At 68.9% G+C, this 21,019-nt stretch carries 18 protein-coding genes; 5 read left to right on the top strand and 13 right to left on the bottom strand.

The window, feature by feature from the left end; genetic code table 11:
- From MRB58_RS13310 to MRB58_RS13320, 3 genes are all read right to left on the bottom strand, one after another.
- Complete coding sequence (locus MRB58_RS13310; RefSeq protein WP_244777615.1) at positions 1 to 813, bottom strand: SDR family oxidoreductase; 813 nt, start codon at positions 811 to 813, stop codon at positions 1 to 3.
- Positions 810 to 1,766 carry an alpha/beta fold hydrolase gene (locus tag MRB58_RS13315; RefSeq protein ID WP_244777616.1) on the bottom strand — a complete coding sequence of 319 codons (957 nt, stop codon included), beginning with the start codon at positions 1,764 to 1,766 and terminating at the stop codon, positions 810 to 812. The genes MRB58_RS13310 and MRB58_RS13315 overlap by 4 nt, the downstream gene beginning before the upstream one ends.
- A gap of 93 nt (positions 1,767 to 1,859) precedes the next feature.
- Positions 1,860 to 3,443: an alkaline phosphatase family protein gene (locus tag MRB58_RS13320; RefSeq protein ID WP_244777617.1), complete on the bottom strand. Its 1,584-nt coding sequence runs from the start codon at positions 3,441 to 3,443 to the stop codon at positions 1,860 to 1,862.
- Between the two features lie 491 nt (positions 3,444 to 3,934).
- Between MRB58_RS13320 and MRB58_RS13325 the strand changes: the two genes are divergently transcribed.
- A complete protein-coding gene (locus tag MRB58_RS13325) occupies positions 3,935 to 4,336 on the top strand; it encodes a hypothetical protein (protein ID WP_244777618.1) in 402 nt (133 codons plus the stop codon).
- A gap of 14 nt (positions 4,337 to 4,350) precedes the next feature.
- Here MRB58_RS13325 and MRB58_RS13330 read toward each other — a convergent pair whose 3' ends face one another.
- From MRB58_RS13330 to MRB58_RS13375, 10 genes are all read right to left on the bottom strand, one after another.
- Complete coding sequence (locus MRB58_RS13330; RefSeq protein WP_244777619.1) at positions 4,351 to 6,030, bottom strand: cisplatin damage response ATP-dependent DNA ligase; 1,680 nt, start codon at positions 6,028 to 6,030, stop codon at positions 4,351 to 4,353.
- Between the two features lie 73 nt (positions 6,031 to 6,103).
- Positions 6,104 to 6,310 (bottom strand): hypothetical protein, encoded by a 207-nt coding sequence (locus MRB58_RS13335; RefSeq protein ID WP_244777620.1) that lies wholly within the window; start codon positions 6,308 to 6,310, stop codon positions 6,104 to 6,106.
- 181 nt (positions 6,311 to 6,491) lie between these two features.
- Positions 6,492 to 8,765, bottom strand: coding sequence for a Wzz/FepE/Etk N-terminal domain-containing protein (locus MRB58_RS13340; RefSeq protein ID WP_244777621.1), 2,274 nt, complete (start codon positions 8,763 to 8,765; stop codon positions 6,492 to 6,494).
- Positions 8,766 to 8,907: 142 nt separating this feature from the next.
- Complete coding sequence (locus MRB58_RS13345) at positions 8,908 to 9,567, bottom strand: sugar transferase (protein WP_244781984.1); 660 nt, start codon at positions 9,565 to 9,567, stop codon at positions 8,908 to 8,910.
- Between the two features lie 103 nt (positions 9,568 to 9,670).
- A complete protein-coding gene (locus MRB58_RS13350; protein WP_244777622.1) occupies positions 9,671 to 10,213 on the bottom strand; it encodes a hypothetical protein in 543 nt (180 codons plus the stop codon).
- 538 nt (positions 10,214 to 10,751) lie between these two features.
- The gene (locus MRB58_RS13355; RefSeq protein ID WP_244777623.1) at positions 10,752 to 11,720 is read right to left on the bottom strand and encodes an NAD(P)-dependent oxidoreductase; all 969 of its coding nucleotides are present in this window, start codon (positions 11,718 to 11,720) and stop codon (positions 10,752 to 10,754) included.
- The gene (gene ggt, locus MRB58_RS13360) at positions 11,717 to 13,435 is read right to left on the bottom strand and encodes a gamma-glutamyltransferase (protein ID WP_244781985.1); all 1,719 of its coding nucleotides are present in this window, start codon (positions 13,433 to 13,435) and stop codon (positions 11,717 to 11,719) included. Before ggt ends, MRB58_RS13355 begins: the two co-directional genes overlap by 4 nt.
- Before the next feature lie 87 nt (positions 13,436 to 13,522).
- On the bottom strand, positions 13,523 to 14,683 hold the full coding sequence (locus MRB58_RS13365; protein ID WP_244777624.1) for a hypothetical protein: 1,161 nt from the start codon (positions 14,681 to 14,683) through the stop codon (positions 13,523 to 13,525).
- Between the two features lie 175 nt (positions 14,684 to 14,858).
- The gene (gene ppa / locus MRB58_RS13370) at positions 14,859 to 15,413 is read right to left on the bottom strand and encodes an inorganic diphosphatase (RefSeq protein ID WP_244777625.1); all 555 of its coding nucleotides are present in this window, start codon (positions 15,411 to 15,413) and stop codon (positions 14,859 to 14,861) included.
- A gap of 164 nt (positions 15,414 to 15,577) precedes the next feature.
- Complete coding sequence (locus MRB58_RS13375) at positions 15,578 to 16,552, bottom strand: NAD-dependent epimerase/dehydratase family protein (RefSeq protein ID WP_244777626.1); 975 nt, start codon at positions 16,550 to 16,552, stop codon at positions 15,578 to 15,580.
- Between the two features lie 323 nt (positions 16,553 to 16,875).
- Here MRB58_RS13375 and MRB58_RS13380 point away from each other — a divergent pair, with 323 nt between their 5' ends.
- From MRB58_RS13380 to MRB58_RS13395, 4 genes are all read left to right on the top strand, one after another.
- Complete coding sequence (locus MRB58_RS13380) at positions 16,876 to 18,387, top strand: UxaA family hydrolase (protein ID WP_244777627.1); 1,512 nt, start codon at positions 16,876 to 16,878, stop codon at positions 18,385 to 18,387.
- A gap of 141 nt (positions 18,388 to 18,528) precedes the next feature.
- Positions 18,529 to 19,641, top strand: coding sequence for a hypothetical protein (locus tag MRB58_RS13385; protein WP_244777628.1), 1,113 nt, complete (start codon positions 18,529 to 18,531; stop codon positions 19,639 to 19,641).
- Between the two features lie 88 nt (positions 19,642 to 19,729).
- A complete protein-coding gene (locus MRB58_RS13390; RefSeq protein ID WP_244777629.1) occupies positions 19,730 to 20,041 on the top strand; it encodes a YegP family protein in 312 nt (103 codons plus the stop codon).
- Positions 20,042 to 20,048: 7 nt separating this feature from the next.
- Positions 20,049 to 21,017 (top strand): nitronate monooxygenase family protein, encoded by a 969-nt coding sequence (locus MRB58_RS13395; protein WP_244777630.1) that lies wholly within the window; start codon positions 20,049 to 20,051, stop codon positions 21,015 to 21,017.
- Positions 21,018 to 21,019 lie beyond the last annotated feature (2 nt).

The raw sequence follows: 21,019 nt of genomic DNA on the forward strand, positions 1-21,019 counted from the left end.
CTAACGTCCCGCTTTTCCGCCGCCGCGCACGCGCATCGGCATGAAGTAGGGGTCCAAAACCTTCGCGTCGCCCATGAAGCCGACCAGCTCCAGAATGCCGGTGGCGACGCTCTCGGGCGTCATCGCGCCGCCGAACGCCGCGTCGATGGCGCTGCCTTCGATGAGGGGGGTCTTCACCGCGCCCGGCAGAATCGCGGTCACGCGCACGCCGTCCTCCTCGACCTCGCGCGCCACCTGCTGCGAGAAGGCGGCCACGGCGAACTTGGAGGCCGAGTAGGCCGCCGAATGCGGCTGCCCCTTCATCCCCGCGGGCGACAGCGCCGAGCCGATGTTGATCACCTGACCCGCGCCGCGCTCCACCATCATCGGCACGATCGCGCGGTTGGAAAGGAAGACGCCGTGGAGGTTCACGTCGAGCGTGTTCTGCCAGTCGGCCAGCGTGAGGTCCTTCACCTGCGGCGGCAGGCCCGCCCCGCCGGTGGTGGCGACGATCGACACGGTGAGGAGGTCCACCCGGCCGAGTTCGGTCCGGCACCAGGCGGCGAGGGCGTCCATGTCCTCGGGGCGGCTGGCGTCGGCGCGGAAAGACGCCGCGCGGGCGGCGCCTGCGCCGGTAAGGGCGGCCTCGGTGGCGGCGAGCCGCTCGGCGTTGCGGCCGACGACGGCGACGGTCCCGCCGCGCGCCGCGACCGCCATCGCGACGGCGCGCCCGATGCCGCTGGTGCCGCCGATGACGACGGCGACGAAGTCCGGGCCGACGACGCGGGCGGCGTTGGGATCGGTGGCGTCGGTTTCGGGCGCGGGATCGGTCATGGATGGAGGCTCGTCATCGCGCGCAGGCGGCGGGCTTCGCGCAGGCGCCGGCGGCCGCGGCGCAGCGGCGTCACCGCGCCGGCCTGGCGCGCCAGGAAGAGGTCGACCGCGCGCGCGAAGAACTGGTGCTTCACCAGCGGAAAGAAGTGCCCCGCGCCCGGGACGACGACGAGCCGCGCATCGGGCAGCAGCGTCAGGAGCCCGTCCGCGCTCGGCAGGCAGTGGGACAGTCGGCCGAACATCAGAAGCGTCGGCACCTCCACCTCGCTGATGCGGTCCGGGTCGATCAGCGATTCGTCCTCGAAGTCGCGGCCGGCGGTGGTGTTCGCCAGGAGCTGTTGCCAGCGCTGCAACCCCTTCTCGCCCATCTCCCGCGCCCGTCCGATCCGCTTGCGCGGCGCCACCGGACGCGCCGGAGCCGCCCCCGCGCCGGGGCCGCCGGTGTACTGGCTCAGCGAGGCGAGGAGCTTGTAGTCGATCAGCGACTGGTCGCTCGGCGGATCCTCCAGCCCGTTGGCGCACAGGTGCGCCTTCCACTGCTCCCAGTGCGGCCAGTCGGCGAGACGCGTCGGCGGCTGCACTCCGCGCACGTGGCTGTCGGCGATGATGAGCGTGCGGACCCGCTCCGGGTAGAGGCTCGCGAACGCCAGCCCGACGATGCCGCCGAAGCTGTGCCCGGCGATGTCGGCCCGCTCGATCCCGTGATGGTCGAGCAGCGCGGCGAGGTCGCCGGCGAGCGTGCGCAGGTCGTAGCCGGCGTCGGGCATCGAGCTGCGGCCGTGGCCGCGCATGTCGAACATGAGGACGTTGCGGCCCTCGGCGAGCGAGCGCGCGGCACCGAAGTACCAGAACGACAGGTTCGCGCCGAGCCCATGCAGGAGGACCAGGTCGTCGCCCGTCCCCACCTGCATGTAGTTCAGCTTGACGTCGTCCGCCGCAACAAGCTCAGGCATAGATCTGCCGCACTCCAGTCGGCAGGACGGAGCGCCTCATGCCGACACCAGCCTCCGGATAACCCTGGGAGGACGGAGGATCACCCTCCGTCTTCAGTCCATATAGCCGAGGATCTTCAGCTGATTCATCAGCGCCTCGCGCTCTTCTTCGCTGGGGCCGTCGTCGTCCTTGCGCTCGGCGGTCGCCTGGGTGGCCTCGCCGGTCTTCACCTCGGTCGCCTCGGCGAGCGCGGCGGTCGGCACCTTGCCCTCCATGTCGCGCGGGACCGGAACGTCGATCAGCGTCAGCAGCAGCGGGGCGACGTCGAGGAGGTTGAGGTCGCCGAGCGTCTCGCCCTTCTTGAAGCTCGGCCCGTAGCCGATGAAGATGCCGTCCGGCCGGTGCGTGCCCTCCGCCTTCGGCCGCTGCGAGACGACCTCGTTCGACTTCAGGATCGACACGAACCCGCCGTCGCGCAGGCGCACGGTGATGTCGGGGCAGGGCTCCACGAAGGTGGTGCCGCGCAGCTTGTTGGTCTCGGCGCCGTGGAAGATCGGCTTGCCGTCGGCCGGATCGGTCGCCGCCAGCAGCTCGGCCTTCAGCTTCAGGATGAAGTCGAGATACTCGTCGTCCTTGATGCCGTAGCCCGACCCGTTGTCCTTCTTGACGAAGATCGCGTTGGACGACGGCGTCGGCGCGAAGGCCACCGTCTTCTTCCAGTCCACCATCGACAGGTGGTCCTTGAACTTCTCGGTCGTGAGCTGGTTGTTGGAGTCCGCCTCGGCCGAGTCGCGCCAGAAGAGGTAGCCGTTCCGCGCCAGCCACTCGTTGAGGTAGACCACCTCGGTCGTCGGCCCGAAGCCGTGATCGGAGGTGATGACGATGTCGGTGTCCGGCCCGGCGGCGTCGACCATGTTCTTCAGGTTCACGTCGAGCCGGCGGTAGAAGTCGAGGCAGCGGTCGGCGAGCTGCTGGTCGTACTCGCTCGCCTCGGGGTCGAGGTAGGCCGGGTCGAGGTAGCGCCAGAAGATGTGCTGCATCTTGTCCGGCCCGTCGAGCACCACGGCGGTCAGCTCGGTCCGGTCGGTCTTCATCATGTGGCAGGTGAGGTCGGCCCAGGCCTTGTCACGGTCGTTCTGCAGGTCGATCCAGGGCTCCTGCTCGCCCTGGTTGAGGCCCTGGATGCACTTCTTCTCCTCGCCGATGTCCATGCCGAGCATCTTGTAGTCGAAGGCGTCCATCGCCTTGATGTCGTCCAGCAGGGACTTGGGGTACATGCCGTGGCGCAGGTGCCGCCAGGGAACGAACCCGGAGATGAGGTAGCCGTCGACTTCCGGCGCCGGCGCATGGCCGAAGAAGTTGAGCGTCGTGGCGCGCAGGCCCGCCCGGTTGGCGACCGACCAGATCGACTCGCAGTGATTGTCGCGATTGTCGTTGATCTTGAGGAAGACGCCGCCGTCCTCGGTGAAGGCGGGGCGCATGAAGTCGTAGATGCCGTGCGCTTCGGGGCTGCGGCCGGTGACCATCGAGGTCCAGGCCGGCGGCGTCAGCGGGTTGCGGGTGGACTTGAGGATCGCCCGAACGCCGCTCTCCATCATGGACGCCAGGAACGGCATCTCGCCCTTCTCGATGAAATGATCGAGCAGGGTGAACGTCGCCCCGTCCAGACCGATCATGAGCGCTCGTTTCGGCATCATACTACCTCGTTCAAACCGTCGTCGATGCTGCGACCGACCCACTGACATCGCGCGTGCGAAACTTCATGCCGACAAACAAGTATCATGCCGTGTTCGCACCAGATATTGCCGTTGCGCGCGACCCGCCTCACAGGAAATGGTCGTGCCGCGGGGCCGCTCGCCTGCCGTCTGGCTCGACCGGTGCCTGATAGCGTGTGACATTGTTCCTTGCAACATCGGTAAAGCTGAAGTGCAGGAAAGAGCTAGCGCTGGAAAGGCATTATCGCCGATATGTGAACAGCCGTGCGCAGCAGAGCTTTGCGTTGACGAAATCGTTGCTCCAAAACAAGGTTGAAATCGCGGCCGCGGTCGAAACTTTCGGTGCCTATAAGCATCGCCATCGTGGCCAAAAGTGGGCGAAACCGCAGGCCCGGCGCCCCGCCGGCCCTGTGAGCGCCCGACATTTGTGTGATACGCGCGGCAGGTGTGACGCGAGGGAATCAAGGATCGGCATGGGACAGAACGGCGAAGACGCAGGCGCGAACGTCGAGGACCGTCAGACAGCGGCGTCCACCGTAACGAGCGAGCCGGCCGCGCCGCCGCCGGGGCGCCCCTTCGCCCGTGCGCGCACCGCGCCGCCACCCGTCGCCCCGCTCCCGGAGGAGGAGGACGAGGCCGAGATCGCGTTGCAGGAGCGGATGGCGGAGAAGCTGGAGCGCCTGCAGGGCATCCAGGACTACCTGCACAACCCGATCCCGTTCGACCTGAAGGTCCAGCCGCTGGAGGCCAGCAGCACGCCCGAGGAAATCGCCGAGCGCCGCCGCGAGCTGAACTATCAGGCGCACGTCCTGGAATCGATCATCGAGGTCATCCACGACGAACTCGACATGCTGGACAAGTACGACAAGGCCTGACGCCGGCGCGGGGGCTAACCGCCCGCGGCCTCGTCCTGCGCCAGGAGCCGGGTCAGCGTCTCGATCCGGTCGGCCTCCGCCGGCGGCTTGTCCCACCTGAGGCGCGAAATACGCGGGAACCGCATCGCGACGCCGGACTTGTGGCGCGTCGAGCGGTTGAGGCCCTCGAACGCGACCTCCAGCACCAGCCCGCTGTCCGGCGTGTGCACCACCTCCCGCACCGGTCCGAAGCGGTTGATGGTGTTGTTGCGAACGAACTTGTCGATCTCCTTCAGCTCCTCGTCGGTAAAGCCGAAGTAGGCTTTGCCGACGGGGACCAGCGCCGCGCCCTCGTCCCCGTCGACCCACACCCCGAACGTATAGTCCGAATAAAAGGACGAGCGCTTGCCGGACCCGCGTTGGGCATACATCAGCACCGCGTCGACGACGTGCGGGTCGCGCTTCCACTTGAACCACGGCCCCTTGGGGCGGCCGGGTACGTAGGGGCTGTCGCCCCGCTTCAGCATTACGCCCTCCACGGCGGCGGCCGCTTCGCCGGCACCCGCCGACGCCGGGTCGGCCCGCGCCGCCGCCACGTCCTGCCAAGTGACGAAGCGCACCTGAGGCGAGAGGTCGAAGGTGGGCCCGAGGCCGGCGACGAACGCCTCCAGCCGTGCGCGCCGTTCGTCGAAGGGGAGGGCGCGCAGGTCCTCGGTGCCCTCGGCCAGAATGTCGTAGCAGCGCACCAGCGGCGGGAATTCGCGCAGCATCTTGGCGCTGACGGTCTTCCGGTTGAGCCGCTGCTGCAACACGTTGAAGGACTGCACCGCGCCGTCCCGCGCGATCAGCAGTTCGCCGTCGAGCGCGCCCTCGAAGTCCACCGCGTCGATCACGTCGGGAAAGGTCGCGGACAGGTCCTCGCCGGAGCGCGAATAGAGCCGGGCGACGCGCCGCCCGCTGTCGTCGCGCCCCGCCGCGACCTGGATGCGGATACCGTCCCACTTCCACTCGGCCCGGAACTCGGCCGGGTCGAGCGTGCGGGTCAGCTCGTCGAGATCGGTGGGGTTGGCGAGCATCGGCGGACGGAACGGCGCCGGGTCGACGTTCGATGGGGCCGGGGCACGCCCCTCCAACCAGTCGAACAGCGGCCGGTAGGGGAGGGAAAGGCCGTGCCAGACCTCCTCCACGGCGTTGACCTCCACCGCGCCGAGCCGCGCCACCGCGGTCTTGGCGAGGCGGGCCGAGACTCCCACGCGCAGCGACCCGGTGATGAGCTTCAAGAGCGCCCAGCGGCCTTTCTCGTCGAGATGGTCCAGCCACTGCGCCAGCTGCCCGGGCAGCGCGGCCTTTCCCCCGGTGGTCAACGTTTCGACCACCGCGGACAATCGCGGGCTCTCCGGCGGATTGTCGTGGCCGATCAGCACGCTCGACCCGGCGGGCGGGCGCCGCGGCCACATCAGCGCGACCGTCTCGGACAGATCGCCGACATAGTCGCGCGAGAGGGCGAAGAGGACCGGATCGGTGCGCTCGGCGATCAGCGCGCGGATCAGACCCGGCTTGGCGTTCTGGAAGCTGAGCGCGTCGGTCAGCGCGGCGAGGGCGTAGCCGCGCTCCGGATCGGGCGTGGCGCGGAAGTATGCCTCCATCAAGGCGATCTTGCCGTTGCGGCGCGGCTCGTAGCTGAGCCGATCGAGGAGGTGAGCGAAGGCCTGCATCGCCCTCAATCTAGGGGCCGATCGGGCCCGGGGACAGCGCCTCGCAGCATCCGCGGCGCCGCGCCCGGCGACGTCACAGATGCGGCCAGCACACTCGCACGCGGCGCGTGACGAAGGTCTTCGGGTAGTCGTCCCAAACGCGCAGGGTCTGGTAGGAGCAATGCTCGCGGCGCCGATGCCGCGCGTCGGCCACCGGGGCTTCGGTACCGTCGGCGACGGCGTTCTCGCGCACGAGATGCCGCGGTGTCACGTTCGCGATGGCGGCAGTGGACGCCAGCAACACGACACATGCTGTGATGGATCTGACGGTTGGCATAGGTTTCTCAATGCGCTCCTGCGGAGTATTGAGAAACAGGTGGGTAAGATAACGGCAGCGCGGAGTGCTGCGGATCACAGCCCTGTGAGGTGGGGGGCGCCGCGTGACGCGGGCCGGCGAAGCACCCCGGCCGCGTCACGTCTTCTCAGGAATAATACTCGCCATAGCGGGCGCGATAGTGCCCGTAGCCTTCGTAGGCGTAAGAGGCCACTTTCTCGCTGTCCACCATCGTCAGCATGAGCCCGGCGATCGGGGCCTCCACCGAGCGCAGCTCGCGCAGGCCCTCGGCGACCGCGCCGCGTGGCGTGCCGTCCCACAGCACGGCGTAGACGATCGCGTCGGCGAGACTGGAGGCGATGCGCGCGTCCGACACGGCGAGCACCGGCGGCGTATCCAGCACGACGAGGTCGAACACCTTGCTCAGGTGCTCCACGAGGTCGGCGAAGTAGCGCGAGGCGACGATGTCGGCAGCGCTCAGCGTCCCGTCCGCCTCGCCCGGCCGCACCGCGAGGATCATCAGCCCGGTGTTGGGGTCGACGTCGACCGCCTCGTCGACCGTCGCCGTTCCCTTCAGGACCGACAGGAGCCCCGGCCGGTCCTCCTCGTGCTCGACGAGAGAGGAGAGCGCACGGAGGCGCATGTCGCAGTCGACGATGATGGCGGACCGGCCCATTTGCTGGCTCGTGAGCGCCATCAGCAGCGCGCTCGTCGACTTGCCCTCGCCGGGGACCGACGAGGTGAAGACGATGACTTTCGGTGCCGCCTTCGCCGAGGCGAAGAGCAGCGATGTGCGCAGGTTCCGGACCGCCTCCGCGAGCCGTCCGTTCGGCTTCTCGTAGAGCTGGCGAATGACGTCGCTGCGGTCGACGGCATTGCCGACGGACGGCAGGACCGCGAGCACCGGCAGCCCGGTCGCGTCCTCGAGCTGCTTCACCCCGCGGAAGGTGTTGTTCAGCTTGTCGAGCAGGAAGACGATGCCGACGCCCGCGCCCGCGCCGAGGATCAAGCACAGGAGCAAGACGCGCTTTTTGCCGCCTCCCTGCGGAATGGTCGGCACTTCCGCCGGCGACAGCACGCGCGCGTCCGGAGAGATCAGCGTCTCCTGCTGTTGCGTTTCTTCCAGCCGCGCGAGGAAGTTTTCGTAGAGCACCCGGCTCGCCTGTGCCTCACGCTCCAGCTGGCGCAGCTCGACATCGCCTCGGCGTTGCTCCTGGTTGACCGCCTCCAGGTCCGACACCTGCTCCTCCAGAACCTGAACGCGCTGGCGGGCCACCTCGAGGTCGGCCGCGAGCGCGGCGACGATCCGCTCGGCCTCGGACCGGATCGCCGACCGGATCCGGTCGATTTCCGCGCGGATGCGGCGCCGGTTGGGGTTGTCGCGAGCGAACTCCTCCAGCGCGGCGTCCCGGTCCAACAGGTCGCTCTCCTTGGCGCGAAGCTGCTGGATGACGGGCGCGTCCCGGAACACGCTGACAGCGCCGAGGTCGATCGCCGAGTTCCGCAGCGCCGACGACACCGAGCGATACCGCACCTCGAGCTGTGAACGATCGGCTCGCGCCTGGGCCAATGCGCCGTTGGTCGCGGTGAGCTGCTGGTCGGTAATCTCCGCGGTCTGCCCTGCGGCAGCGGCCTGCTTCGCTCGCGCCGTTTCGACCTTCAGCTCGGCATTCTCGACCCGGATGCGCAGGTCGTTGATCCGATCGCCCAGCCACTCGGACGCTTGCCGCGTCGCGTCGACCTCGGCGTTGAGCTGGCTCTCGATGAACGCCTGCGTCACCGCGTTCACCACCTGGGCGGCGTAGCGCGGATTGGGACTAGTCGCGGAAATCACGATGACCCGTGAGTTCGGCACGGGTTGGAACGAAAGAGACCCTCGAAGAGACGCGATCGCTCGCTGCCGGTACCGCTGTTCGACTTCCTCCGGACTGGCCGGCGCGGTCTCTGGGCGCGGCTCGAGGATGCCGAAGGTCACGAGAGTCTCGCGCGAGACGTAGGTCCGCCAGTTGAGCAGGTCGGCGATACCAAAGGAATCGTCCACCGGTGCGTTCGCGTATCGCTCCGGCAGGTTGAGGCGGTCGGCGACATTACCCAGCAAGCTCGTCGAGTTGAGGATCTGAATCTCGTTGTTGAGCTGGTTCGGCGAACTGTCTGTGAGGACGACCTCGCGGATGTCGGTGATGTTCTGGTTGTTGCCCGTGAAGAGCATGTGCGCGGACGCCCGGTAGACCGGGACCATTTGCGAGATCGTGATGAAGGCGAAGATCAGCGCCACGGCCATGCTGACCGCGATGATCCAGCGCCCCCGCCACACGGTCGCCAGGATCGCCCTGAGGTTCAGGCCACCGTCGGATCCCTCGTCGCCGAAATAGTCGTTGGCATCTTGGTCGCCGTAGGTGTTGGCCTGGCCTTGAAGATTCATGAGGTGCTGGGTCCGATGAGCGGTACGGGCGAGGTGTCGATACGCGAGGCCGACACATCATAGCCGAAATTCTGCCGGCCGCGTCCACAAACTGCAACCGACCGGCGCCCGCAACAGCCTTGGGTTTAGCCGCTTGGCCGGGTTAGCGTGAACCCCAGCCAGACACCATGACCCAAGCCGTCCCGAAGATGATCCGCATATCGAGCAGCGCCGACATGTCGCGGATGTAGACGAGGTCGGCGGCGACCTTCTGCGTGGTCGCGTCGAGGCCGACGGCGTAGCCGACGTTGACCTGAGCGAGGCCGGTGATGCCGGGGCGCACCTGATGGCGATCGCGGTAGCCCGGGACGAGATCAGCGAACTTGACGGCGTGCTCGTAGCTGTCCGGCCGCGGGCCGACGAAGCTCATGTGGCCCAGCAGGATGTTGAGGATCTGCGGCAGCTCGTCGATCCGCGTGCGCCGCATCAGCGCGCCGAACGGCGTGATCCGATCGGTCTCGACAGGGTCCTCGAACCCGCGCTGCACCGTTTCGATCGGCAACATGGTGCGGAACTTCACGATCGTGAACGGCTTGCAGTCACGTCCCATGCGCTGCTGCAGGAAAAACAACGAGCCGGGATTGAAACGGAAGTTGATCAGCCAGACGGCCAGGATGAGGACACTGAACGGCAGGAGTGCCACGACGGCCAAACCGATGTCGCAGGCACGCTTCACGCGGAGAAACAACTTGCTGCCGCTACAATCCACTGGGGCGTCGGCACTCGCAGGGAGGGCAATGGAATTTTGCACGACGAAAATCACCCGCAATGAAAATCCGAGGCTGACGATTCCAGAAGGAGAGCGCGCCGCAACGGAGGGCGCGACGCCGGCGAGCCTAGTTGCCGGCGTCCCTTGACTGAGGTGATTAGCTGGGGCTGACCGGAGGCGCCGGGTTGAGAGGCCCGTCGTTCGGGTTGCGAAGATTGTAGATCTTCCGCAGCACGAAGTTGATCCGGTACTGATTGGCACCGATCTCGATCAGACGCTGCCGCACGAACCCGCGGACCCGGCCGCGCTCGTCGCGCGTCAACGCGGGATCCTCGAAGTCTGGCCGGAACAGGGCACCGAGCAGCGAATTGCCGCGTGGCGTGTACCCCAGGTTTCGGGCGTAGTCGAAGATGTTCGTCTCGTTCTCGAACACGTTGCGAGTGGGGTTAAACGAGCGACGCAGATACGTCATGTAACTCTCGAACGACGCCGTGACGATCGAGCCGACCTGGTCACGGATGTCGTTCAGGATCGATTTGGGTGTGAACGAGGTCGGCAGGACTTCGAGATCCTGCTTGAGGCTCGCCACCTCGAAGCTGATTTCTTCGCCGGTCAGATCTTGAGCCTGAGCCGGGGCGAACTGCACGCTGAACGCGAAGGCCGCGGCGCCCAGCAAAATTCCAAAGCTACGCATTTTCACCTCTGGTCTCTGGCCCGGGGGAACGAGCCGCGTTGCAGGTGTCGATCTCAGTGAGCGGACAGGGACTTCCGCCACTCTTCTCGGTTCACGAATGATCCGCGTCGCTGAGAAAAGCACCCTATAAAGGAAGCCGATCCCGATCAAGGTGCGAAACCCGACGGTTAGACGGGCAAAAATGTGATGAAATCGACCGTTAATTGCACTGGACATCAGGGATGGCGCGGCTGAATGCCCAGTATCCTTGGGTTGATGAGCGATATCCGAAGGATACGCCAACGTTGATATTCTGCTATTCAATTTTGTTAGGTGTCGCGCCATGCATAACATGAGGGTCAGGTATGCAACTGAAGCGGGTGCCTGATTGCCCCGGCGCCATGTCGCATATTTGTCAAACTGCTAGGCGCGCGGCGCATGAAACCCTCCGGTACTGCTGGATAACGGTGTGGCGAGCGTTTCGATCCATCACAGCCTGACGTGCCGGCGGAGCTGTTTACCACTTTGGTAGAATATTCTGTTCCCGCGCCAGGTTCGGGCGCGGTCAGACCAGCACATCCTGCTCGGGAAGGACCTCGCCGGACGCCACGCTGACGAGGTTCGCCATGATGCGGCGGATCGTCGGTTCAAAGTTGTCGGCGGCGAGAGCGGCGATGTGGGGCGTCGAGATCACGCCCGGATGCCCGACGAGCGGGTTGTCCCGCGGCACCGGCTCGGTCTCGTAGACGTCGACCCCCGCCCCCCGCAGGTGCCCGGCGGTGAGCGCTTCGGCCAGCGCAGCCTCGTCGACGATGCCGCCCCGCGCCGTGTTGACGAGGATGGCCCCCTTTTTCATCAGCGCCAATTCCCGACGGCCGATGAGCCCGCGTGTCTGTGCGGTCAGGGCGCAGTGCAGCGACACCACGTCCGAGGCCTCGAGGAGTTCGCGAAGCGGTACGTGGACGACGCCGAGGTCGGCCTCCGCGTCGGGCTCGCGGCGCGGCTTGGCGTAGAGGACCCGGCACCCGAACCCGGCCAGCAGCCGCGCCAGCGCCTTGCCGATATAGCCGAGCCCCACCAGACCCACGGTCTGACCCGAAAGGCGGAACATCTTCGGCCCCAGCTCGCCCTTCGCCCACCGGCCGTCCAGCACCGCGAGGTGCCCGGCCACCGTCTGCCGGTTGACCGCCAGCATCAGCGCCAGCGCGGCCTCTGCGACGGGCACGGCGTTGCCGCCGGTGGTGCGCATCACCCGAACGCCGCACGCGCGCGCGGCCTCGAGGTCGATGTTGTCGTAGCCGACGCCCCATTTGTGGACCGCGAGCAGGCGGTTGGCGGCGCCCTCGCGCATCATCTCGGCGGTCACCGCCACGTCCCCGGTGACGGCGAACCGGGCGCCGCGGATCGCCTCCAGCTGGTCGTCCGGAGCGCGGCTGGTGGCGCTGTCCAGCGCGAAGCCGGCCGGCACCAGCGGGGCGATGCGGGCGAGCCGCGCTTCGTCCATCGGGTCGAGGAAGACGATCGTGTCGCTCATTGCGGGGCGGCCTCGGTTGGCGCATCGGGGGTATCGGGCGCGGTGCCGGTGTAGAAGCGCACGCCCGGCCGCGCCAGCCCGCCGCCCATCGCCAGCGCCGTGCCGTCGGCGCGCCAGCAGGCGGCGCCGGTCATCGTCCCGCCGGCCTCGAAGCCGACCGCGTTCATGCCGCCGGCGACATGGGGGACGATGGCGATCTCGTAGCCCATCGCCTCGAGCGCCGACCGCGCGCCCGCATAGCCGGCCTCCAGCTCGAGGACGTGACCTTCGGTGAAGAGCCGCGGCGCCTCGACCGCTTCCTGCAGGCTCATGCCGTGGTCGATCAGATTGACGATCGCCTGGAAGGCGGAGGGAAAGATCCGCAGCGCCCCCGGCAGGCCGAGCGCGAAGGCGGGCCGGCCCCCCTTGGTGACGATCATCGGTGCCATCGATGTCGGCACCCGCTTGCCGGGCGCGACGGAGAGCGCGCGGCCCGGATGCGGGTCGAAGTTCATCATGTAGTTGTTGGGGATGAACCCCGCGCCCGGCACCACGAACTTCGCCCCGAAGAGGCCGTTGATGGTGTGCGTCGCCGACACGATGTTGCCGTCGCGGTCGGCAACGGTGACATGGGTGGTGTCGGCCGAGCCTGGCACCGCCGGCTCGGCCGCGCGCACGCCGCCGATCTCGGCCCGGCGCGCCGCCGCATACGCCTTGGATATCAGCCGGTCGACCGGGACGTCGACGAAATCGGGGTCGCCGCTGGAGAGGCGGCGGTCGGCGAAGCCGATGGTCAGCACCTCGGCGAGGAGGTGCAGCGCGTCCGGCGTGCCGAAGCCGAGGCCGGCGACATCGAACCCCTCGAGGATATTCAGCATCTCCACCACGTGGACGCCGGAGGAGGCGGGCGGCGGCGGCCCGACGATCTCGTAGCCGCGGTAGGTGCCGACGATGGGCGGCCGGTCGATCGCGCGCGCGCCGGCGAGGTCGGCCTCGGTGAGGTAGCCGTCGTCCGCCGCGCCGCGATGGATGCGGGCCGCCAGCGCGGCGCCGAGCGGCCCCCCGTGCAGCGCCGCCGCGCCGTCTCGCGCGACGAGGCGCAGACTGTCGGCATAGGCGCCCTGGACGAGGCGCTCGCCGGCGGCGCGGGGACGCCCGTCCGGCACGAACAGCGCGGCGATCTCCGGGTCGCCGGAGAGTTCGCCCGCGTGCTCGGCGATGGCACCCGCGAGGTAGTGCGTCAGGCGGAAGCCGCCGGCGGCGAGGCGGATCGCCGGCTCCACCACGTCGGCGAAGGGCAGCTTGCCGAAGCGCGTGTGCATGGAATGCCAGCCCAGGAGGTTGGCCGGCACCGCGACGGCGGCCGGTCCGCGGGCGCTGCGGTCTCCGACGGTGTCCATCCGCCGCGCCGGCTCGTCGGAGACGGGCTGAAAGGTCTCGGCATGGGTGGCCGCCGGGGCGGCGGCGAGCGCGTCGACCACGATGTGGCGGCCGTCGGCGAGGCGCAGGTGCGACAGGCCGCCACCGGCGATCCCCACCATCATCGGCTCGACCACCGTGAGCGCCAGCAGCGAGGCGACCGCGGCATCGACGGCGTTGCCGCCGGCGGCCAGCATCTCCGCCCCCGCGGCCGAGCCGAGCGGGTGGTTGGTGACCACCATTCCGGTGCTGCCGACGGCGGGCGCCTTTTCGCACACGAAGTCCACCGGCGACCTCTGCCGCCAGCCGTCCGCCATCGTCATGTTCCACTCGTCTCGTGAGGCATTCCGGGCGCGAGGCTAGCGCATCGACGCGCCGGGTTGAATGCCGTCGAGCCGGCGATGTCAGGCGGCGGAGCGGGCGGCGCGTCGCCATGGGACCGGATCGGGCTCCGGCCGGGCCGACCAGCGGCTGCGTTCGCAGGCGATCTCCAGCTCGCGGAAGGAGCGGGCCATCACCGCCTCCGTCCGCTCGGTGAAGGCCCGCATGTTGGCGAGGCACTCCGGCCAGGTGTCGTCGATGAAGTCGCGCCGTTCGGCCGGGGTCATCACCATGTAGCGGTCGAACTCGGCGAGCACGGTGCGCAGACGTGCGTCCTGGTTGCGGATGCGGTCATAGTCGCCCGGGAAGCCCGGCGTGGTGAAGCCGACCTCCTTCAGGAGCCGCAGCACGCCCGAGTTGCCGGCGATCACGCCCCGGTGCCCGGCCGCGAACATCTTCAGCGACTTTTCGGTGAAACGCTCGAAGTTCTGCACCATCTCGGTTTCCACCACGAGCGATACGGGCGCGTCGTAGGCCGGGACGCCGACCGAGTAGATGAAGCTCTCGCGCTCCTCCTCCGCGAAGTTGGCGTAGGGCCACTCGGCGGCGAGCGCGGTGTCGATTTCGCGGTTGAAGCTGGGGAAATGGGTGCGCGCCTTGGCGACCAGCTCGTCGTACTTGCCGGCGTCGCGGGCGGCGGGGTCGCCGCGGAAGCTGACGTTGCCGGCCTCGAGATAGCCCCGCGCCTTCAGCCAGCCGAAGACGACGATCTTGGCCGTGCGCGGACGGTTGAGGAGGCAGGTGTAGAGCTTGTCCGGCGTGGCCTCCGGCCGGCGCCGCGCGATCAGCGCGTCGAGGTCGGCGCGGCGGAAGGTCCACCACATGGTGCGCAGGAAGCTGTGCATGAAGACGGCCGTGAGGCGGTCGTCGCCCAGCGCGCGGGCGGCGCGGACATAGTCGTGATTCTGGCACAGGACGACGACGCGGCACCCATCGGGGACCGCCTCCAGCAGTCCGACCGTGGAGCGCGGCTCGGGACTGAAGGCCTCGGTCGACCGGTCGAGGACGATGATGCCGCCGCGCGTGTGATTGCGCACGATGTCGATCACGTCACCGACCGAGGACGCGCCGATGTGGTAGGCGAAGACCCGCCCGTCACCCTCCATGAACGGCTCGGCACCGCCGGACTGGATCATCTTCAGGAGCGGCGGTGTCAACGCGCCGACTTGCTGGACCTTGATCATATCGCTGACGCCGACGCTCCCCCTGGCGGCCGCTGCCGGCGCACGGTGTGGCCGGCAGGGTGCGGCGAGGGGCGCGTAACCGCAACCCTCGCGTGTGATGGTGGGCGGCTTTTCCGCCGCTGGTCGGAGGTGGGGGCCTCCGAGGGGGCCGGCCGGGACCGGCGCCGCAACGGGCCTACTCGGCCGCCACGTAGGTGTCGCCGGCCGCCTTGGCCCGCTCGATCGCCTCGAGGATGAGCTGCTTGGCCTCGTCGACGTCGCCCCAGCCGTGGATCTTCACCCACTTGCCTGGCTCGAGGTCCTTGTAGTGCTCGAAGAAGTGCTGAATCTGCTCCAGCGTGATGGACGGGATGTCCGTGTAGGACGTCACCTTCTCGTAGCGGCGGGTGAGCTTGGTGACGGGGACGGCGATGATCTTCTCGTCCATGCCGCCGTCGTCCTCCATCTTGAGGACGCCGATGGGGCGGGCCTGCATCACCGCGCCCGGAATGATCGGACGCGTGGAGGCGATCATCACGTCGATCGGGTCGCCGTCCTCGGACAGGGTGTGCGGGACGAAGCCGTAGTTCACCGGGTAGCGCATCGGCGTATAGAGGAAGCGGTCCACCCACAGGGTACCGGACGCCTTGTCGAGCTCGTATTTGATCGGCTCGCCGCCAACGGGCACCTCGATGATGACATTGATGTCGTCGGGCGGGTTCTTCCCGATGGGGATGGCGTCGATACGCATGGGTCTTCTCCTTGGCGGCAAGCCGTCAGCCGCATCCTTCGCGGCGGCCACGCGATAGCATGCGAGACAACGCGCGGGAAAGCGTTAGATGCCCCGCGCATCGCCTTCTTTCATGGTGAAATTAGAGCGCCTTGCACCGACTTGCAGGGGCGGGCGGACCCGCGTCAGGACGACGTGGCGAGGCGGGGCGCGCTCTGGCGGATCTGCTGGCGCTTGTCCTCCAGGACGTCGCGCAGCGTCTCCTCGACGGTGCGGGCCGGCGGCCAGGGCATCAGCGCCTCGAGCCGGCCGGTCGCCGCGGTGGCGACGGCGATCTCGTTCGGCCGCAGCCGCGCCGGGTCGACTTCCACCTTCACGTCGACGTCGACCATCGAGCGGAGCATGCCGAGCAGCGTCTCCATGCGGGTCGCCTCGCCGCGGGCGATGTTGAGGATCGAGCGCGGCGGCAGCCGGTCGGCGATCTTCAGGAGCGCCACATAGGTCGCCGCGACGTCGCGCACGTCCATGATGTCGCGCGCGGCACTGAGGTTGCCGACCTTCATCACCGGCGGCGTGATGCCGGCCTCCATGCGCGCCAACTGCGCTGCGAAGGAGGCGATGGCGAACGTCTCGGTTTGTCCGGCGCCGGTATGGTTGAAGGGCCGGGCGACGATGAGCTTGGCGGTCTGCGGCAGGAGCTCCATGAAGGTGTGCTCGGCCGCGACCTTGGACGTCGCATAGGGGCCGTTCGGCCGCGGGCGCGTCGTCTCGTCGACCATGCCGTCGTTGAGGGCGCGGCCGTAGACCTCGGCCGAGCTTGCCGCCAGCACCACCGCGTCCGGCGCATATTCGCAGATCGCCCGCGCCAGCCAGACCGAGGCCGTCACATTGTCGCGCCACACCGCCTCGGCGTTCTGGCGCGACAGGCCCACCGACGAGTAGGCGGCCAAATGGACGACCATGCCGGGCCGCGTGTCGCGCACCAGGGCGTAGGTCTGGTCCTTGACGCTGAGGTCGCAGGCGACCTTGCCGGACGGCGCGTTCGGTCCGCGCACCACTTCGACGACCGGGGTGCCGGGGAACGCCTCGCGCAGCATCGGCGCGATCACTTTGCCGACGAACCCCGCGCTGCCGGTGAGGAGGATAGGGCGATCAGTCATCGGTTCGGCGGTTCGGCTTCCATGGATCTCGGCGAGTGCACGCGGCACATCCGCGTTTCACTGCACCATCTCGGCGGCGGGTGAAAGGGTGGAGGCGCAGGGCGCGACCCTCATTCTTTCAACGCCAGGGGCGACATCAAGGCGAGGGACTACAGCAAAGCCGGCCTCGTGCGCTACCCGTGCCGGTTCGAGAGGCCGGTTCGAGAAGCCGGGGGAGGGGCGATGCCATCGGCAGGCGCTCGTGCCTCCATAAGGTGCCGTTTGACGCGGTTGTGGGCGAAGAGTAGTTCAACCATTCCAATTTTAAGATGGTGGCGTCCCCTATGTCCGCAGAGATTGCCGTCCGCCTCGACGCGTCCGACGACGTGGTCACGGCCACGCGCCCCCTCGAGGCCGGCCAGCCGATCGAGGCGATCACGACCCGCGTCATGATCCCGCGCGGCCACAAGATCGCGACGCGGGCGATCACGGCGGGCGAGCCGGTGCGCAAGTACGCGCAGGTGATCGGCTACGCCAAGGCGGACATCGAGGCCGGCGACCACGTGCATGACCATAACGTCGAGTTCCGGGCCACCGACGTCGAGTACCGCTTCGGCACCAACCTGCGCCCGGGGGCGATCCCGGCGGTGAAAGACACCTTCATGGGCTACCGGCGGGACACCGGCCGTGTCGGCACCCGCAACTACATCGGCCTCCTCACCAGCGTGAACTGCTCGGCGACGGCCGCGCACAAGATCGCCGCCCATTTCACCCCCGAGAAGCTGGCCGCCTATCCGAACGTCGACGGCGTCGTCGCCTTCGCGCACGGCACGGGATGCGGCATGGCCGGCTCCGGCGAGGGGTTCGCCGCATTGCAGCGGGTGATGTGGGGCTATGCGCGCCACCCCAACCTCGGCGGTGTCGTCATGGTCGGCCTCGGCTGCGAGATGAACCAGATCGACTGGCTGCTGGAGGCGTACGGCCTGAAGCAGGGGCCGACCTTCGCGACGATGAACATCCAGGACGTCGCCGGCCTGCGCCGTACGGTGGACCTGGGGATCGCCAAGGTCGAGGCGATGCTGCCGCTGGTCGATGGCGCCAAGCGCGAGCCGTGCCCGGCCTCGGAGCTGATGGTGGCGTTGCAGTGTGGAGGATCGGACGCGTGGTCCGGCATCACCGCCAATCCGGCGCTGGGCTACGCCTGCGACCTGCTCGTCGGCCAGGGCGGGACCGGCGTGCTGGCCGAGACGCCGGAGATCTACGGCGCCGAGCACCTGCTCGCCGAGCGCGCCGCCTCGCAGAAGGTCGGCGACAAGCTGATCGAGCGGATCCGCTGGTGGGAGGACTACGTCGCCCGCAACAAGGGGTCGATGGACAACAACCCCTCGCCCGGCAACAAGCGCGGCGGACTGACGACGATCCTCGAGAAGTCGCTCGGCGCCGCGGCCAAGGGCGGCACCACGCCGCTGACCGGCGTCTACGAGTATGCCGAGCCCGTCACCGAGCCGGGCTTCGCCTTCATGGATTCGCCCGGCTACGACCCGGCCTCCGTCACCGGGCAGATCGCCTCGGGCAGCAACGTGGTGGTCTTCACCACGGGGCGCGGCTCGGCCTTCGGGTCCAAGCCGGCGCCGACGATCAAGGTCGCCACCACCTCCGAACTCGCCCGCAAGATGGACGAGGACATGGACGTCGACGCCGGGGTGATCCTGTCCGGCGAGGCCTCGGTCGAGGACATCGGCCGGCATATCTACGAGCGTATCCTGGCGGTCGCCTCGGGTGAGGCGACGAAGTCCGAGGCGCAGGGGCTCGGCGACCACGAGTTCGTGCCGTGGCAGATCGGCGCGACGATGTAGCCGGCATGCGGCGGACGGCCTGGAGCGGACGCCCGCGACACGCCCGCGCGGTTGACCCCACCGCCGGCGAACTGCTCTAGAGCGGCGGACCAACTCAACGCGCCGCCGCGCCGTCACCCGGCGCGGCGAACAAGGGAAGACATGCGTCAGCTCGTCCTACATGTCGGCTCGATCAAGACCGGGTCGACCTCGGCGCAGACGACCTTCGCCGCCTCGCGCCCGGCCCTCGCCGCCCACGGCGTCCACTACGCCTCGATCAGCCGCAACCACGGCGCGGTCAGCCGGATCATTCGCGCCGTGCGCCGCAACGGCATGCCGGACGACCCGGCGATCATGCCCGCGCGTGCCCAGGAGGCGTCCGACTTCAAGCTGATGCGCAAGGCCGCCGCCGAGGCCGCGGCCATCACCGACGGCACCTACCTCTTCTCCAGCGAGGCGCTGCTGACCCACTCGCGCCGCAACGTGGAGCTGCTGAAGGAGATCGTCGCGCGGCTCTTCCCCGGCTATTCGGTCAGGATCCTGGCTTATATCCGCCATCCCGTCGGCTACACGATCTCTCGCGGACAAAACGAGATCAAGCTCGGCACCGAGACGACCGCCGGCGCCGAGGCGCGGGGCTACGACGGTGAGCTGAAGGCCGGCATCGAGACCTACGCCGGCGTGTTCGGCCGTGAGGCGATGATCGTGCGCTCCTACGATGCGGTCGTCGCCGCCGGCCGCTCGGTGCAGGAGGACATGCTGGCGGCGATCGGCCACCCGGCCGCCGCCGAAGGCCTCGTCGTGGAGCGCTCCAACGAGTCGATCTCGATGAACGCCGCGCTGGTGTGCGACATCGTCAACCCGGCGCTCGCCGCCCGCGGCATCCGCGTCGACACCGACCTGCGCCGGGCCAAGAAGCAGCTCCTGAGCGAGATCGGCGGCCCCCGCTTTGCCTTCTCGGCCGAGGCGCTGGCGCGCGTGGTCGCCGCCTCCGCCCCCGAGGCCGCCTGGTTCTCGAACGCCTACGGGATCGAGCTGATCGCGCCCGGAACGGTCACGCGCGAGGAGATCGCCGGCGCGCTGATGCCCCCCGCCGAGGTTGAGGCGGAGGCCGAGCGCGTGCTGGGGGCGCTTCTCGCCATCGTCGAGGGGCGCAGCGCGCGGCGCCCGCGCAAGGCCGGCCGACGCCCGCGCCGCCGCGCCGCAACTCCCACGCCGCCGGCCGCCAAGGGGACGCTGGCCCGCCTCTTCGCGCGCATCGGAATCGCCCGCTGAATCGATTCGACTCTTCGTTCTATTGATGCTGCGATGAAGAAACGGAACAATAGGGTCGCGACATGCGGCACGATAGGTGGGGGCGGCCATGGCGACCAAGAAAGACCAGATCCAGTATTACGAGGACAAAGCCGGCGAATGGCGTTGGCGCATGGTCGATGCGGACGGCACGGTGATCGGCGCGGCGAGCGAAGGCTACAAAGACAAGGCCGATTGCGAGAAGAACGCCAAGCGCGGCAAGAACGCCAAGGACAAATGGGAATTCTACGAGGACAAGAAGGGCGCGTGGCGCTGGCGCCGGATGGCCTCGAACGGGCAGATCGTCGGCGCCGCCCCGAGCGGCTTCAAGACCCGCGGCGACGCCGAAGCCAATGCCGGTCGCCAGGGCTACGCCGGCTGACACGACCGTGATCAGGACCAGACTGACCGAGCGCCTCGGTATCGAGGCGCCGATTCTGTGCGCGCCGATGGCCTTCGCCACCGGCGGCGCGCTGGCGGCCGCGGTGACCGGGGCCGGCGGCCTCGGCCTGATCGGCGGCGGATATGCCGACCCGGCCTTCGTGGAGGCCGAGTTCCGGGCCGCCGGCAACGCCCGCGTCGGCTGCGGCTTCATCACCTGGCGGCTCGCCGGCAACGAGGCTGCGCTGCACGCTGCGCTCGCCCATCGGCCGGCCGCGATGATGCTCTCGTTCGGCGATCCGCGTCCCTATGCCGAAGCGGTGCGAGAGGCGGGCGCGGTGCTGATCTGCCAGGTGCAGACCCTCGCGGGTGCGCGACTCGCGGTCGAGGCGGGGGCGGACATCGTCGTCGCGCAAGGCGCGGAGGCGGGCGGCCACGGCGCGGTTCGCGCGACGATGACGCTGGTGCCGGAGGTGCGCGACGCGCTGGGAGCGGATGCGCTCCTGCTCGCCGCCGGCGGGATCGCCGATGGACGGGGCCTCGCCGCGGCGCTGGCGCTGGGGGCGGACGGAGTGCTGATGGGCTCGCGCTTCTGGGCGAGCGCCGAGGCGCTGTCGCACCCGCGCCACCGGGCGGCGGCGGTCGCGGCCAGCGGCGACGCCACCGTCCGCCAGAGCGCGACCGACATCGCCCGCGGCTACGACTGGCCGGACGGCTACACCGCGCGCGTTCTCGACAACGCCTTCGTCGCACGCTGGGAGGGCGATCCGGCGGCCCACCGCGCCGCCGCCGATGCCGAGCGAGAGGCGTACGCCGCGGCCGTCGCGGCCGGCGACCCGGACAATGTCGGCGTGTTCGTCGGCGAGGCGGCGGGGCTGATCAACGACGCTCCGCCCGCGGCCGAGATCGTGCGCCGCACGGTGGCCGAGGCGGAGGCGATCCTGCGTCGCGGCGGCACCCTCGTCGGCGGCGGTTAGAC

Origin of the sequence: Acuticoccus sp. I52.16.1 (genome assembly GCF_022865125.1) — a bacterium.
In the GTDB taxonomy this organism is placed as follows: domain Bacteria; phylum Pseudomonadota; class Alphaproteobacteria; order Rhizobiales; family Amorphaceae; genus Acuticoccus.

Coding starts and splice junctions, on each gene's coding strand:
- MRB58_RS13340 (WP_244777621.1), bottom strand. CDS start 8,765: ATGAATCTTCAAGGCCAGGCCAACACCTACGGCGACCAAGATGCCAAC.
- MRB58_RS13330 (WP_244777619.1), bottom strand. CDS start 6,030: ATGCAGGCCTTCGCTCACCTCCTCGATCGGCTCAGCTACGAGCCGCGC.
- MRB58_RS13385 (WP_244777628.1), top strand. CDS start 18,529: ATGCGTCAGCTCGTCCTACATGTCGGCTCGATCAAGACCGGGTCGACC.
- MRB58_RS13320 (WP_244777617.1), bottom strand. CDS start 3,443: ATGATGCCGAAACGAGCGCTCATGATCGGTCTGGACGGGGCGACGTTC.
- ppa (WP_244777625.1), bottom strand. CDS start 15,413: ATGCGTATCGACGCCATCCCCATCGGGAAGAACCCGCCCGACGACATC.
- MRB58_RS13390 (WP_244777629.1), top strand. CDS start 19,730: ATGGCGACCAAGAAAGACCAGATCCAGTATTACGAGGACAAAGCCGGC.
- MRB58_RS13365 (WP_244777624.1), bottom strand. CDS start 14,683: ATGATCAAGGTCCAGCAAGTCGGCGCGTTGACACCGCCGCTCCTGAAG.
- ggt (WP_244781985.1), bottom strand. CDS start 13,435: ATGGCGGACGGCTGGCGGCAGAGGTCGCCGGTGGACTTCGTGTGCGAA.
- MRB58_RS13315 (WP_244777616.1), bottom strand. CDS start 1,766: ATGCCTGAGCTTGTTGCGGCGGACGACGTCAAGCTGAACTACATGCAG.
- MRB58_RS13380 (WP_244777627.1), top strand. CDS start 16,876: ATGTCCGCAGAGATTGCCGTCCGCCTCGACGCGTCCGACGACGTGGTC.
- MRB58_RS13310 (WP_244777615.1), bottom strand. CDS start 813: ATGACCGATCCCGCGCCCGAAACCGACGCCACCGATCCCAACGCCGCC.
- MRB58_RS13355 (WP_244777623.1), bottom strand. CDS start 11,720: ATGAGCGACACGATCGTCTTCCTCGACCCGATGGACGAAGCGCGGCTC.
- MRB58_RS13325 (WP_244777618.1), top strand. CDS start 3,935: ATGGGACAGAACGGCGAAGACGCAGGCGCGAACGTCGAGGACCGTCAG.
- MRB58_RS13375 (WP_244777626.1), bottom strand. CDS start 16,552: ATGACTGATCGCCCTATCCTCCTCACCGGCAGCGCGGGGTTCGTCGGC.